Origin of the sequence: Nocardia anaemiae NBRC 100462 (genome assembly GCF_001612725.1) — a bacterium.
GTDB lineage: Bacteria > Actinomycetota > Actinomycetes > Mycobacteriales > Mycobacteriaceae > Nocardia > Nocardia anaemiae.
This window is the reverse complement of record NZ_BDAZ01000041.1, coordinates 83602-97628: the sequence shown is the minus strand read 5'-3', so window position 1 is coordinate 97628 and position 14027 is coordinate 83602. Positions and strand designations below refer to the sequence as shown.

General features: G+C 66.1%; 11 protein-coding genes and 1 riboswitch. Of the genes, 2 read left to right on the top strand and 9 right to left on the bottom strand.

Annotated features, from left to right (window positions below):
- Positions 1-26: 26 nt before the first annotated feature.
- The 3 genes from NA5_RS23510 to NA5_RS23500 form a co-directional block, all read right to left on the bottom strand.
- Positions 27-1127, bottom strand: coding sequence for an SPFH domain-containing protein (locus tag NA5_RS23510; RefSeq protein WP_062989621.1), 1101 nt, complete (start codon positions 1125-1127; stop codon positions 27-29).
- 37 nt (positions 1128-1164) lie between these two features.
- Positions 1165-1398, bottom strand: a complete 234-nt coding sequence (locus NA5_RS23505; RefSeq protein ID WP_040690061.1) for an NfeD C-terminal domain-containing protein — start codon at positions 1396-1398, stop codon at positions 1165-1167.
- A gap of 66 nt (positions 1399-1464) precedes the next feature.
- A complete protein-coding gene (locus NA5_RS23500) occupies positions 1465-2385 on the bottom strand; it encodes a hypothetical protein (protein ID WP_062989619.1) in 921 nt (306 codons plus the stop codon).
- A gap of 145 nt (positions 2386-2530) precedes the next feature.
- Between NA5_RS23500 and NA5_RS23495 the strand changes: the two genes are divergently transcribed.
- Positions 2531-5467 (top strand): tetratricopeptide repeat protein, encoded by a 2937-nt coding sequence (locus NA5_RS23495; RefSeq protein ID WP_062989617.1) that lies wholly within the window; start codon positions 2531-2533, stop codon positions 5465-5467.
- Positions 5468-5512: 45 nt separating this feature from the next.
- Complete coding sequence (locus NA5_RS23490; RefSeq protein ID WP_062989615.1) at positions 5513-6628, top strand: BTAD domain-containing putative transcriptional regulator; 1116 nt, start codon at positions 5513-5515, stop codon at positions 6626-6628.
- Here NA5_RS23490 and NA5_RS23485 read toward each other — a convergent pair.
- The 6 genes from NA5_RS23485 to NA5_RS23460 form a co-directional block, all read right to left on the bottom strand.
- A complete protein-coding gene (locus NA5_RS23485; protein ID WP_062989613.1) occupies positions 6615-7322 on the bottom strand; it encodes an MgtC/SapB family protein in 708 nt (235 codons plus the stop codon). The two genes, NA5_RS23490 and NA5_RS23485, sit on opposite strands and share 14 nt — an antisense overlap.
- A gap of 234 nt (positions 7323-7556) precedes the next feature.
- Positions 7557-7728: riboswitch (M-box (ykoK) riboswitch) on the bottom strand.
- A 98-nt stretch (positions 7729-7826) separates the two neighbouring features.
- Positions 7827-8453, bottom strand: coding sequence for a TetR/AcrR family transcriptional regulator (locus NA5_RS23480; RefSeq protein WP_062989611.1), 627 nt, complete (start codon positions 8451-8453; stop codon positions 7827-7829).
- Positions 8454-8519: 66 nt separating this feature from the next.
- Complete coding sequence (locus NA5_RS23475; protein WP_062989609.1) at positions 8520-9839, bottom strand: pyridoxal-phosphate dependent enzyme; 1320 nt, start codon at positions 9837-9839, stop codon at positions 8520-8522.
- On the bottom strand, positions 9839-11437 hold the full coding sequence (locus NA5_RS23470) for a type III PLP-dependent enzyme domain-containing protein (RefSeq protein ID WP_062989607.1): 1599 nt from the start codon (positions 11435-11437) through the stop codon (positions 9839-9841). The genes NA5_RS23475 and NA5_RS23470 overlap by 1 nt, the downstream gene beginning before the upstream one ends.
- Positions 11434-12726: a heavy-metal-associated domain-containing protein gene (locus NA5_RS23465; RefSeq protein ID WP_062989605.1), complete on the bottom strand. Its 1293-nt coding sequence runs from the start codon at positions 12724-12726 to the stop codon at positions 11434-11436. The genes NA5_RS23470 and NA5_RS23465 overlap by 4 nt, the downstream gene beginning before the upstream one ends.
- Positions 12723-13931 carry an aminotransferase class V-fold PLP-dependent enzyme gene (locus tag NA5_RS23460; protein WP_245672361.1) on the bottom strand — a complete coding sequence of 403 codons (1209 nt, stop codon included), beginning with the start codon at positions 13929-13931 and terminating at the stop codon, positions 12723-12725. The genes NA5_RS23465 and NA5_RS23460 overlap by 4 nt, the downstream gene beginning before the upstream one ends.
- Positions 13932-14027 lie beyond the last annotated feature (96 nt).

The window sequence follows — 14027 nt, the reverse complement described above, 5'->3', positions numbered from 1 at the left end:
CCTCGCGCCGTCGCTACCCGGCCACTTTAGCCCGCATTATCCCCGTCGTTGGATGAAAGCGCCTTTTGTAACGAGTTGAATACAGTGAGGCCCTGACCGACCATTCCGTTGACCAATTCGCCGACACCGTCGGGTCCGTTGAGCACCGTCAGGTTGGCGTTGGCCAGGCCGTTGGAGGCCTGCTTGACGATTTCGGGCAGCTGCTCGATCAACAGCTGGTCCAATGCGATTCGGTTGTTCGAGGCCGCCGCCTCGGCTTGGATCCGAGTGCGATCTGCCTCGGCCACGGCGAGGATGCGCACCCGTTCCGCTTCGGCCAGAGCGGGTTTCACGACTTCGGCCTGCAGCTGCTGCTCACGCAACTCGGCCTCTTTGCGTGCCTGTTCGGCCTGCGCGCTGAGTACCTCCTGCATCGCCTTGGCCTCGGCCAGCGGACCGGCCTGCGCCGCTTCGGCATTGGCCTTATCGATGTCCTGCTGATATTGCGCCTGCAGAATGGCGGTCTCGCGCTGATATTCGGCTCGGCGGCGCAGTGATTCCTGTTCGGCCTGGGCGGCATGCTGGGCGGCCTGTGATTGTGCGATCTGCGCATCGCGCTGCACCGCGGCGTTGTGCGGTGCGGCCAGCGCGGTGATGTAGCCCAGATTGCCGTCATCGATGGATTGGATTTGGAACGAATCCACCCACAGGCCGATATTGCTCATCTCCACCTTGGAGGCCACCAGCACCTCATCGGCCAGCCGCTGGCGTTCCCGGATGATCTCCTCGACCGTCATCGAGCCGACGATCGAGCGCAGGTGTCCGGAGAAGATGCGCCCGGTCAGCACCGACATCTCCCGCTCCTGTTCGGACAGAAAGCGTTGGGCCGCATTGACGATCGATTGGGTGTCGTTGGCGACCTTGAACGCGATCACCGCGCGCACCTCGAGCTGGATGGCCTGCTTGGTGACGCAGCGTTCCTTGATCTCGGCCTCGAACATGGCCAGCGACAGATAGCGCACCTTGCGGAAGAACGGCATCACCCATTTGCCGCGCCCGATGACAACGCCGAAGGGCGCGTTGTCCTTGCTCTTCCCGCCGCTGACCAGCATCGCCTCGTCAGGATCTGGAACGTGATAACCCAGCACTGTGCCTCCCTAGCAGTTCATTACTTCGGTCGCGGTGTCAGATGTCGTCGACCGGGACGGGTTCCAGCGGAATCCACGGCACCACATCGACGATGCGGCCCGGCTGTACCGCGATGATCAGGACGGTTTCACCGGCCGAGATCGGCTCGGCCGCCCGCGCGATATATATCTCCGTGCCCCCACGAATCGCAACCAATACTTCGCCGAGCATTCCGGGGCCCCGGATCGGCGAGGTGAGCGTACCCGTCAAACCTTGCACGGGGTCGGTCATCGCGATGAACTCCTCGCACTCGGTGCCAGAGTTGCCAGCGTACGCGCGATTCGCCGATGGCTCCGGTCACGAGAGGGACTCGGCGATGATGCGTCCGACCGACTTCTTGGTGAGATAGTGCGCGGCATCGTGCGGACTGGAACCGTTGTCGAGCTCGGGGTGGGTTGTCGGCACTACGCGGCGTCCGGGTGCTGGCCGGAAATACGGTGCCAGGTCCAGATGTGCCGCGACGATATCGTCGCGATCGGCCAGATTCTCCCAGCGGGTGAGCGCGGCGGGCACCGTGGGCGGTTGCGGGCGCAGCAGTGGATAGATGATGGACTGCATGGCCAGTGGCGAACCCAGCGTGACCAGCGCCGCGGGCTGCTCGGTCCGGTGCAGCGCCTCGTAGGCGACCACCGAGCCGAGCGAATGTCCGATGACGAGCCGGGTCTCGGGACCGATCAGGTCCAACACCTGTTGCTGTGCAAAAGTACGTACTTCCTCTTCGGCCAGGTATCTGCTGACCTGGGCCAGCGACCGGTTGACGAACTTGCTCGCCATCCCGAAACCGAAGGGCGCGAACCACTTCAGCTTGGTCAGCGCGTTCGCGGCCGGTCTGGCCTTGCGGCCGAAGCCCTGTGCGCCTTCGGCGCCGAGCGCGGAATTGTCCAGGTAGCGTTGCGCTTCCAGTCGATCGCGCTGGTCGCCCGCCTGCTCGGCCGCCGTGGCCAACCACGCCCGCGCGATCCGCTCGGTGAGTTCGTCGTCCTCGATACCGACCGGTCCGCCGCTGCCTTGCGCACCGGGATCGAGAAAGGCGTTGCCGTAGAACGCCATTCGCACTTCGAGAACACCGGGCCGCTGGCCGCGCCACAGTTGATCTGCGAGTTCGCCGTAACCGGCTGTGCGAACCCCGGCCGCCAGCGCCGGAAGCCATTGCGCTTCCAGCAGATCCGCGCCGTATTGCTCCTGTGCGATCCCGTGCACCAACACGATCGTCGCCATCAGCCGCCCCCGTTGTCGCTTGCCCCGATGTGTGTTCGGGTACCTTCCTACCACGCATGGCGGACCCCTTTCGAGCGACTGCGAGCAGTCGCTGCGTGGTGCGGAGGTCGTCGGGGAGTCGATGGTGGGAAATGGTGGTGCTGATATGGGAGGAAGGCTCGCCCTGGTGGTCGGGTCCGAGTGTGCGGCACTGGGGGAACTGGGGTTCACCGCTGAATTGGCCACGGGTCTGTATGGAACATTGACCGAATCCGGCGGCTGGCGGGCGGCGACCGAGGTACCGGGGCCGGTGCTGAATCCGACGGTGGCACAGCTGGTTACGGCGGTGGACGAGGCATTCGAGGCGGCCGCGCGGGCGCAGGCGACACTGTTGATCGGGTTCGTCGGGCACGGCACCGCGACGAGTGCGGAGGACTTCTTTCTACTCGGCCGTGATTCGCCCGCGGTGCCGAATTCGCATACCGCGTTCCATCTGACACAGGAGATTCGGGAGCGGTTGAACCGATCGGCACTGGACGGGCTGGTCGTATTGGTCGACGCGTGTGAGACCGAACAGGGCGTACTCGGCGCGGCCCGGCGTTGGACCGACCTGTTGTCGCGGGCGGCGGGCCGGATGGAGTTGCTGGTAGCCGCCGGTGACGGGCCCGCCTATGCCGGATGCTTCACCCGAACGCTGCTGTCCACCTTTGCCGCCGGACTGCCCGCGCGCGGGGAGAATCTGCTGCCGTCGGATCTGGTGGATCCGATCGCCGCGGCGTGCACCCGGCAGCAGCCGGAACATCTGTCGTTCACCTCGGGTACGGTATCCGCGGCCGAGGGCGGTGATCCCGGACTGTGGCTGGTGCCGAATATCGCCCGTCGCCGCGATGCCGTAACCGGCCGCCCGGCAGCGGGTTTCGTCGATCAACTCACCCGCAGACTGCTGCTGACCGCGGCCGTGCGCGAAACCCTGGACGATATCGTCGGATCCGGCAGTTACCGGTTGCGCGGGGTAATCGGACCGCCCGGCGTCGGCAAATCGACACTGCTGGCAATGCTCATCCGGCCGAGCCTGGTCGATACCCTGCCGGTTGAACCCGAATACATCACGGCGGCAGTGTTTTTGACCGTCAGCAGTGCCATCGAGGCGGTCGCCGCGGAACTGTCCGCGCAATTGAGCACCCGGCTGCCCGGCTTCCGCGCCGCGGTCGCGGCGGCGCGGAGCCTGGCCCGCCACAGCGTCACCGCACCCGATGTCTTCGATGTCGAGGTGCGACAACCGCTGGCGGACCTGGGCGGATGGGGACGTCGGGTCACCATCGTCGTGGACGGACTGAACGAGCCGGAACAGGGCACCCAGCGACTGCTGGTGGCCGCCGTCGCAGGGTTGACCCGGCGACCGGAGCTCGCGCATGTCCGGGTGATCGTGGGTATCCGGGAGGGTCTCGGCTTCGAGAACGACCCGCAGCTGCGGCATATGCATCGGATCGTTGTCGCCGAGCCGGTGGCCGAGGATATCGCCGCCATTGTGGAATCGGCCGGATATGAGCGTGCCGCCGTCGATGAGCAGGAATGGGTCGGCTGGATCGATGCGCGGCTGGCCGAAACGCCGACGGCGCGTGACGATTCCGCGGCGGCTGCGGCGGGCTGGCTGCTCGCCGGATTGCTGGCCGAGGTCGCTACCGACGTCACCGATCGGGTGGTCGCCGAGGATATCGGCGTCGACGGTCTGGTGGCGCTGCGGGTAGGCGCGGCTATCCGGGCCGCGGCGGGCGATGGACCGGATATCGCCCCGAATGTCGCAGATGCCTGGGGGATCGGCGCGCTGCTCGGTGTGCTCGTCGCGGCGGGCGTCGGTCCGGTGCTGCCGCTCGAGTTGCTCGATGCGGCCATGCGTGAACTCGGGGCCGAGGTGAGCATAGCCGGAATCCGCGACCTCACAGTGGGTTTGGGTGTGCTGGTCACGCGTAGCCGCCCTGGTACGGCCGATGAATCGCTGGGTATCGCGCACGCCGCCCTGATCCCCGGACTGACCGAGGAATGCGACCGACTCGGCGTGCACAGCGAGGATGCGCACCGCGCGGTGATCGCGGCCATCGAGGCGGGCGCCACCGAGCGTGTCGCCGACTATGCCCGCGGTGCGGCGGTACGCCACTACTTGGCCTACGGCGACGCGGCGGCCGCCTTCGGATACCTCGAATCGTTGGAAACCGCACGCGTGGTGGACAATCGGGATCTGTGGGCGGCCTGGCTGCCGAGTTTCACCGCCGCCATGGGTCCGGACCATCGCGTCACACTGCTGGTGCGCAATCATCTCGCGAACTGCCGTGGCCGCAGCGGCGAATTCGACACCGCTATCACCGAATTGGAAGAGCTGGCCCGCGACCAGACGCGCGTACTGGGCGCGGATGATCTCGATACCGTCACCACGCGCTACGACATCGCGGATTGGCGCGGCCATATGGGCCAGCTCGAGCGGACTGTCGCGGACTTCGAACGACTCGTCATTGATCACGCCCGCATCCTCGGCACCGACCATCCGTGGACGCTGCGCGCGCGAAACAGCCTGGCCTACTGGCGCAGTGAACGCGGCAGTCTGCGCCGCGCGGTCATCGAATTCGAACAGCTGATCGCCGATCAGGAGCGCATCCTCGGCCCGGTCGACCCGCAGACCCTGCGCACCCGACTGCATCTCGCGCGTTCCCGCGCCATGGCGGGCGAGTTGACCCGCGCCTTCGCCGAATTCGACCTGCTGCTCGGCGACCAGGTCCGCATCCTCGGACCGGATGATGCCCAGACCCTGCGCACCCGCATCAGCATGGCGCGCTGGCGGCGGGAGAGCGGCGAAACGGCCAGGGCCATTACCGAATACGCCGCCCTGCTGACCGATCAGTTGCGCATTCTCGGCCCGGATCATCCGGACACCTTGCACACCCGCAATTGCCTTGCGGGCTGTTACGGCGAGGCAGGTGACGTCGGTGCCGCTATTGCCGAATTCGAGCCACTGCTCGCCGATCAGATCCGCGTGCTGGGGCCCGACCATCCGCATACTCTGCTCACCCGCAGCAACCTGGAGTATTGGCGGGCGCGGTTCGGTGCGTAACGTTCTTGCGGGCCAGCGGCTGGCCCAGTCGTGAGGAGTGCGACGATGGCCGAAATGCGGGCGCAATTCGGTGTGCTCGGGCCAGTGCAGCTGTCGATCGACGGTATCGCGCAACCGGTCGGCGGGCCGAAGCAGCGCGCGGTGCTGGCGTATCTGGTGATCAATGCCAATCATCCGGTCTCGGTGGACGCACTGGCGCAGGCGGTGTGGGAGCAGAGCCCGCCCTCGGATGTGCGGGCGAGCCTGCACGCCATTACCTCGAATCTGCGTAAACCGCTGCGTGCCGCCGGACTCGACGCTCGCGGCGTCCTCGCCCAGGTAGGCACCGGTTACCGCATTACGGTGACCGACGGGGCAAGTGATGTGCAGCGATTCCGGGCACGCAAGGAGGCGGGCCTGCGGGAGCTGTCGGCGGGTCGATTCACGGCGGCCGCCGAAGCGCTGTCGAGCGCGCTGGAGCAGTGGCGCGGCCCGGTGCTGTCGGATCTGCGCGGGCTCGGATTCGCCGACGCCTACGCCGCCGCGCTGGACGACGAACGTGTCGGTGTCATCGAGGCGCGGGCCGCCGCCGATATCGCGCGTGGGCGCGCGGACACCGTCGCCGCCGAACTCGCCCTGCTCGTCGGTTCGCATCCGCTGCGAGAACCATTGTGGGAGAAGCTGATCACCGCGCTGTACCTGAGCGGACGGCAGTCCGACGCGCTCGGCGCGGTCCGGCAGCTACGAACCACACTGGCCGATGAACTCGGCATCGACCCGGGCCCGGCGATCCGGGAGTTGGAGGCGCGGATCCTGCGCCAGGATCCGCTCAGCGTCCGGGCGGTCGCCGATGTGACGATGACCCGGGCGACCACCATTGTCGAGCAGGCCTCGGCGGGGGCGCGGGCCGAATTGCGTGATCGGCGGGGCGAGGTCTACCCGATCACCGGCTCGGTGACGCGGATAGGGCGGCTGCCCGATAACGATATCGTGCTCGAACACGGCAAGGTCAGCCGCCAGCATGCGGTGATCGTGGACAACGGACTGAGCTTCGTGATCAAGGATCTTTGGTCGTCCAACGGGGTGTACCTCGACGGTGTGCGCATCATCGACAGTGTCACGCTCACCGACGGCGCGGTGATCCGTATCGGCGAATTCGAATTCGTCTTCACCCTGATCTGATCTGCTGGGCGATATGCCAGCCGACACTGGTCACCGACGGCTCCAGACTCAGCCGACTCACCGCCGATTCCATCTGTCGGTCGTCGCGCTGATCACCGACGAGTTCGGCGCGCACCTCGACCCGACCCGCGATATCGGTATTCGCACTCGCCACCGAGATCAGCCGAAAGTCGGTGCGGGTCAACGACTGGACCAGCAGTGCCCGCACATGCGCTTCCTGCTCATCGCTGGTCACCGCGACGAACACATAGGATGCGGGTTGTTCGGCTGCGGCATCGGGCTGGCGATCCACCGCACGTCCGGCGGCACGCAGCGCGATATTGACCACCATCACCGCCGCCGCGCCCGCGGCAGCCGTGGTGAACATGCCGGCACCGGCCAGCGCGCCGACCGCGGCCGAACACCACAGTGTCGCAGCGGTATTGAGCCCGCGGACGTTCAAACCGTCGCGGATGATCACACCCGCGCCGAGGAAACCGATGCCGGAGACGATCTGCGCGGCCACCCGGGTCGGATCGGCGGCACCGCCATGGAAGCCGTGCGCCGAGAGCAGAACGAATAGCGTGGCACCCGCCGCCACGAGCGCATTGGTGCGCAGCCCGGCCATCCTGGCCCGATACTGCCGCTCGAATCCGATCACCGCGCCGAGACCGACACCGGTCAGCAGTCGCAGGATCATCTCTACGGTTGGCATTACGCACTCCTGATTACGTCGAGCGCACCATCGAACAGCAGGCTACGGGCTGGTCCCGTTCCGGAGCGCCGCTGCGGAGGTGTCGCCGGGTGAATATTCGGCTAACAGGGGTAGGGGACTATTGCCGCCGGACATCCGGCTCACCTCCTTCCGTCGATCGGACGCACGGCACCGCCGCGCATCGTGTGTCATCGTGCGCCGAGCACGCCAGAGTTATCCGACAAACCGCCGGTCAAAGCCTCTCCTGGTAAGACCTTTGGCACTTCACGGCGTGAACCCGACTACATCGGGAGCCAATCGGGATCACCCCTTAGGCCGGGGAGATCTGTCCTGACCCGGGGCGTCTCTCGACGTTCGGGGTCGCTGGCCTATATCCGTGAAGGAGCCTCAGCGAACGATCGGCACCTTGCGTTGGCAAGTAAACACCCGCATCGCCGACCTCGCAACCCGGTGTGAGCCGCGCAACGGTGAATCCCGCTGGGCGCGAGTCGAATGCGGGTCGATTCAGTACTGGTACAGCGAGCGATAGGCGGCCAGCGTCGCCACGCAGTGGTCGATCACCTGCTCGCGGGTGGCGCGCAGCGATCCGTTCAACCAGGCCGAGAACATGCCCGCATTTCCGCTGGCCATGGTGAGTGCGGCGAGTCTGCGGCGCACCGGATCATCGATATGGGCGAACAGGTGGTCCTGCAGGACCTTGGTGAAGACCGGCATGACCGCGATGGTGGTCTGGCCGAGTCCGGTACTCGAGTACGGTTCGACCAGGAACAGCCGGGACTTGCGCGGATCGGCGAGCACCTTGTCGACCAGGATCTCCGACAGCACGCGGTCGCGGGAGGGATCAGCGGCGGCGAAGGCCGTCATCGGTTCCAGGAATTCGTCGGCGATCTGCCGGTAGAGCACATCAAGCAGTTCGTCGCGGCTGGCGAAGCTCTCATAGAAATACCGGTCGGTGAGATTGGCGCGTCGACATACCGCGCGCATGGTCACCCCACCGGCACCCGATTCCCCGATCAGGTCGAGCGCGGCCTCGAGCAGCGCGGCGCGGCGCGCCTCCCGACGTTCGGTGAGCGTGGTACCGCCCCAGATCCGCGGACCGGCATCGTCAGCTGATTCCTGGCCTTTCTGCACCCGCCCACACTAATGCCTGGCCGCAATGACCGGGTCAGCGCCGGTGCCACACTCGGATTCGAGGTTTCAGCCGCCGCGTTCGAGTGTGAATCCGGCATCACGCCATGCGACGATTCCGCCGCCGAGGCTGCTGGCGTCGAAACCGTCCTGGCGGGCGATCGCGGCGAAGCGCAGCGATTGCTCGCCGACCGGACAGACGAAGACCAGGGGGCGCGATCGGGAGAACGGGATACCGTGGGTGAACATGTCGTCGAGTTGGTCGTCACGGATATTGATCGCACCCGGCACGTGACCGATGCGGTAGGCCATCGCACCGCGGGTGTCCACGATGGTTGGCCGGGCCGTGCGGTCCAGTTCGGCCAATTCCTGTGCAGACACCGCCGGTGTCGCGGCGAGTTCGGCCGGAGTGGGTGCGCGGCGGCGATCGGCGCGGTCGAAGAGTTCCGGCCTGCGCTTTTTGATGTAGGACAGGTACGGCTCGAGTCGATCGCAGACGACGACGACCGCGACCACCGGTACATTCGACGAAACCGCTTGCTCACCAAGGGTTTCCAGGGCGGCGGCATAGCTCGCACCGCTGGTCGGACCGGCCAGGATGCCGTACCCGGTGGCCAGCGCGAGGGTGGCATCCACCGCGCGGGCGGAATCGATGGTGACGATGCGGTCGTAGAAATCGGGTTGGAACAGTCCCACATCCCACATCTCGCGCTCCGAGCGGATACCGGGTATGAAATCCGAGCGATCGGAAACCACGGCGATGCAGCGCAATTCGGGATTGTGTTTGCGCAGGTAGGTAGCGGTGCCGCGGGTGGAACCGGTGGTGCCGAGCCCGCCGATCAGGTAGTCGATGCGGGTGATGCCGTCGGCCGCCAGATCCTCGTGGATCTCGCGGCCGGTGCCGTGGTGATGTGCCTCGATGTTCTTCTCGTTGGTGTACTGCGAGGCGTGATAGTAGGCGCCCGGATCCTTGGCCATGGTCGCCTCGATCACCGAATACACATCATTCGGTGTGGTCGGGTCCGGACATTCGGACAGGCCGGGTAGCTCCACGATCTCGGTGCCGAAGAGCTGCAGCAGCTCCCGCACCTCGGTGACCTTGATCCGATTGGTCACCGCGCGCAGGCCGATACCGTGTATCGCACCGAGAATGCGCAGCGCCTTGGCGGTATTGCCACTGGACGCCTCGATGAGTGTCTGCCCGCCCGCGCGGATCTCGTCCAGATCGTCGCGAATCATGGCCCAGGCCACCCGATCCTTGACCGAGCCGAACGGATTGTGCGACTCCAGTTTCGCGTACAGCTCGACATTGGTCAGTCCGTGTACCGCCGGATCCAGGCGCAGCAGCGGCGTATTGCCGATCAGCTCGGTGATGTGGTCGTAGCGCATTACGGCGCCCCGGAGGGTCGGCGCGGCAGCGGCGGTCGACGCGGGCCGCGCGGGGGAGTACGGCGCGGTGGCGGCAGACCGACGGGTATGAGCGGTTCGTAATCGGTATCGCGGTAGACCTGGAAACTGCCCGCGCGGTGCACGACAGCGAGTTTCGCCGGCAGTGCGTGCATCGACGCCGAGGCCGCGGACAGATCCATGTGGTAGGCGCCGGTATTCGGGAAGACCACCAGATCACCCTGGCGCGGGCACTCGGGCAGCCACACCTTGTGATTGGTGATCAGATCGCGCTCCAGGCACAGGCGCCCGGCGAAATACACACCGACCGGCCCGGATTCGAGCAACGGACGCGAAGTCGGCATGGTGTCGGCGGCGCTGCGCAGCGGCGGCACAATATCGCCCGGGGCGACATCGCGCACGGGAGCGCTGCTCGGCATATGCGCGACACTCGGCAAGATCACCGGATCGACCATGACCTCCTGATCCGCTGGCGTCACCTGATCCCGGCTCAGATCCAGATTCACCAGCAACGTGCCATCGGCGAGTTCCTTGACGAACTCCACCCGCGACACCGTCACCCCCGCATGATCTACCAGCGCCTTACCCGGCTCCAACCAGATATCGAGCATATTGTCCCCAGCCACCTGGGCCACGGTGCGGCCACCGTGCCGCTCCAGCGGCGCACTCAGCAGATCGTCCAACATCCGTGTCGCCGGCACGGTGTTCGCGTACTTGTGGAAGACCGGAATCCCTTGCACCGCACCGCCATCCACGTGATAGCCGAAGGTATTGTTCGACCAGCTCATCGATTCGCCACGGCCGAGCAGTGATTCACGCAGTGCCCGTACGTATCCGTCGAAGCGGTCCGCGTCGTCGGTGAACACCTGCCGGAAGCCGCCGCCGATATTCAGCACCGAGGGGCCGAGTCCCCGGTCGTAGGCGCGCTCGACCAGCTCGAGGCAGGCATCGATGGCTCGGACGCGTTCCGCGGTATCACCGGAGTCGATATGAAAGGCGAAGCCCAGGAACGTGATTCGCCGACGATTGGCCGACAGCAGGTCCAGGGCCTGGTCCATATGGGCAAGCGGTACACCGAACCGGCTCACCGCGGTCGCGTCGAAACCCGAAACCCGCAGCAGCACCGGAACTCTCGCGCGATCACCGGCCAATTCGGTGATCCGCCGCAGCTCCCACAGATTGTCGACATTGATGGTGACGCCGCAATCGATCAGATCACGCAGGAACGCTTCGCCTTTCGGTCCGGTTACCTCGATCCGCATCGGACCGAATCCGGCCCCGATGGCACTGGCCAGCTCATGCGCGGAGGCCACATCGATGGCGATACCGGCATGTTCGGCGGTGCGCACGAAGGCGCGCGACTGATTCACCTTGTGCGCGTAGCAGATTCGATAGCGCGCGTTCGAGTTGTCGAGTACGGCGCGCAACCGTTTCAGGTTCTCCGCGTAGACCTGCGGAAACAGCAGGTGGATCGGTGATCCGAAGCGAATCAGCGTCTCTTCGACGGCATCGCGGGTATCGAGAAAGGCGCGCACCAGCGGATGGATCTTCGCGGGTAGCGCCGGTAGCGGTGCCGTCATACGGTGGTTTCCGTGGGTTGGGACCGGTTGGGCGCCAATGCGGTTCGCGCGGGTTTCTCGGTCACCGGGTTGTAGCCGCCGTCGCGGAGCGACTCGAAGGCGCGGGCCCGATTGCGCGGACTGCGGAATTCGGCGACCACCCGTTTACTCGGCAGATCGATCTCGATCACCTTGATGCCCATCGTCTCCAGCACCCCGGTAATCGTGCGGACACAGTGCTGACAGCTCATATCCGGCACATAGAAGACGCGATCCTCGGCGCTGGCGGGCGCGTCGGCGGTCAGTTCGTCGAGTTCGGCACTCACCTCGGTGATCCGGATCCGCTCGGCGAGCTGTGCGAATATTTCCACGAACTTGTCGACCACCAGGGGCAACAGGGTGTAGTGGCCGCCGCCGAGATGATGTGGCATGGCGGCCAGGCAGGCGGGTCGGGTATTGGCGGGCAGCAGTGCGTATTGGCGGGAGATGAGATCGAGATCGTCGTGGTATTTGGCGATGGCCGCGTCGACGCTCAGTCCCTCGACGCGGGTCGCGCGCCGCATCACCGTGTGCGCGTCCTCGATCGTCGCGTCCTTCATCGCGCGCAGTGTCGCCACCGTATCGGCGGTGTAGCGCACCGTGCCGTCGGGTTGGGCGGCCAGTGTCACCGCGATCATGCCGCGCCGATAGGTGGAGGCCTGCAGCTCCCAGAACCAGCGCGTGGCGACCGCCGAGAAGATACCGGAATCGTGGATGCCCCTGGCGAATTCGGCCGCACTGCGATATTGGGTCTGCCGCGCGAGCAGTGCGTGCTGGGCCAGTGCGCGCCCGGTGGCCTCGATGCCGACGCGGAAGATTTCGATCGGATCATGATCGGTGGTGGTGCCGTCGAGCACCGCGTGCTCGCGCGGGCCGAGGCCGTCGACTCGCTGTGTCAGTGCGGAATTCGCGGCGAGTGCATGCCACAGCACCAGTACGGTTTCGCGCATGGCGATGGGTACCAGCGGGCCGAGGCCGTCGGATCGGAAGTGTCCCGTGTTGGGTACGCCGTCGCTGTCGGTCCAGGCGAGGCGGTGCGTCGCGCTGGTGACCTGCGCGGGTTGGCACGGCCGCATGAACTGCTGCAGGTACAGCCGCTGCGAATAGGTGAGGTGACTGCCGGGCTCGGGACGCAGTGCGGCACAGGTGTATTCGATATGTCGACTCGACGGGACCGCGATGGGAGTGGCGAACAATCCGGGTTGGGCCAGGCCCGCCAGCACCCGGGACGCGGCCCGACGGTCGTAGCGCGGGGTGTCGTCCATTCTCATGTGACCTCCTCGGCAATCGTCTTGACGCAGGCCGCGAACCGGTCGATCTCCTCGACGGTGTTGTAGATGTGCGTGCTGACCCGTACCGAGTCCGTGGCCTCGTCGCCAGCCCGGGGTGAGCAGTGTAAGCCGGTGCGGACCAGAAAACCCAACTCGCCCAATACGAATCCGAGATCGGTCGCGGAAATGCCGGCGAGCGTGAAGGACACGATGCCGTAGCCGATGGCGCACGGCGCATGCGCCGGACCCGGTAGGAATTCCAGCCCGGGCACCGGACGCAGATTGTCGATCAGTCGCAGTGTCAGCGCGCGATTGTGCGCGGCGATCACGCCGACATCCAGCGACTCCAGCACCTCCAGCGCACTGCCAAGGGCCAGGATCCCCGGAATGTTCTGGGTGCCGCCCTCGAGCAGTTCCGGCATGCCGGTCGAGGTCAATCCGGCGTCGGTGAGGTCGACCCCGGTATTTCCACCGGGCAGGAACGGCAGCAGCCGATTGTGAACTCTGCGGTGGCAGTAGAGGATTCCGGTCCCCGGCGCGCCGAACATCTTGTGCGCGGCGAAGATCGCGAAGTCCGCGCCGAGTTCGGTCACGTCCAGCGGCATATGGCCCCCGCTCTGACTGCAATCGAAGCACAGCAGAATCCGGGGATCGAGTTTCCCGCGCAACTCCTCGAGCGTGGTGAGGCCGCCGAAGACGTGGTGCAGATGGCTGGTGGTGATCAGCCGGGTACGTGGGCCGACCTTGGCGAGAATATCGGCGGTATCGGCCTCGCCGAGTTCGGTCACCCGATAGGGGACCAGTTCGATGTGCCGCCCGAAGCGGGCGAGCAGCTGGCGCAGATGGTGCCACGGATGCACATTCGAGGCGTGATCGCGTGGGTTGTACAGGATTTCGTCGCCGTCATCGAGTTCGGCCAGCCCCCAGGACAGTGCGACGGCATTGAGCGCCGCCGTCGCGCCGCCGGTGAAGACGACCTCCGCGGCAGACTCGGCGCCGATGAACGCGGCCATGCGATCGCGGACCCGGACCAGGCGCGTGGTCAGCTCGGTGGCCCACGGATAAGTACCGCGACCGGCGTTGGCGGTACGCGAGGTGTGATAGCGGTGGATGGTCTCGACGACCGGCAGCGGCTTCTGCGTGGTGGCCGCGCTGTCCAGATAGATCTCGGTGGATTCGGCCAACGCCGGAAAAAGTTCGCGCACGGTGGCGAGGGGCGATGGCGCCGATATCCGGGTGGTGATCGTTCGGGTTGGGTGCGTCCCGGACGCAGGTGACCGCAACGTGCCCCTCCCTCCGAG

Excerpts from the sequence above, each read along its gene's own strand:
- NA5_RS23505 (WP_040690061.1), bottom strand. The coding sequence starts at position 1,398 with ATGACCGACCCCGTGCAAGGTTTGACGGGTACGCTCACCTCGCCGATC.
- NA5_RS23500 (WP_062989619.1), bottom strand. The coding sequence starts at position 2,385 with ATGGCGACGATCGTGTTGGTGCACGGGATCGCACAGGAGCAATACGGC.
- NA5_RS23495 (WP_062989617.1), top strand. The coding sequence starts at position 2,531 with ATGGGAGGAAGGCTCGCCCTGGTGGTCGGGTCCGAGTGTGCGGCACTG.
- NA5_RS23490 (WP_062989615.1), top strand. The coding sequence starts at position 5,513 with ATGGCCGAAATGCGGGCGCAATTCGGTGTGCTCGGGCCAGTGCAGCTG.
- NA5_RS23485 (WP_062989613.1), bottom strand. The coding sequence starts at position 7,322 with ATGCCAACCGTAGAGATGATCCTGCGACTGCTGACCGGTGTCGGTCTC.
- NA5_RS23475 (WP_062989609.1), bottom strand. The coding sequence starts at position 9,839 with ATGCGCTACGACCACATCACCGAGCTGATCGGCAATACGCCGCTGCTG.
- NA5_RS23470 (WP_062989607.1), bottom strand. The coding sequence starts at position 11,437 with ATGACGGCACCGCTACCGGCGCTACCCGCGAAGATCCATCCGCTGGTG.
- NA5_RS23465 (WP_062989605.1), bottom strand. The coding sequence starts at position 12,726 with ATGAGAATGGACGACACCCCGCGCTACGACCGTCGGGCCGCGTCCCGG.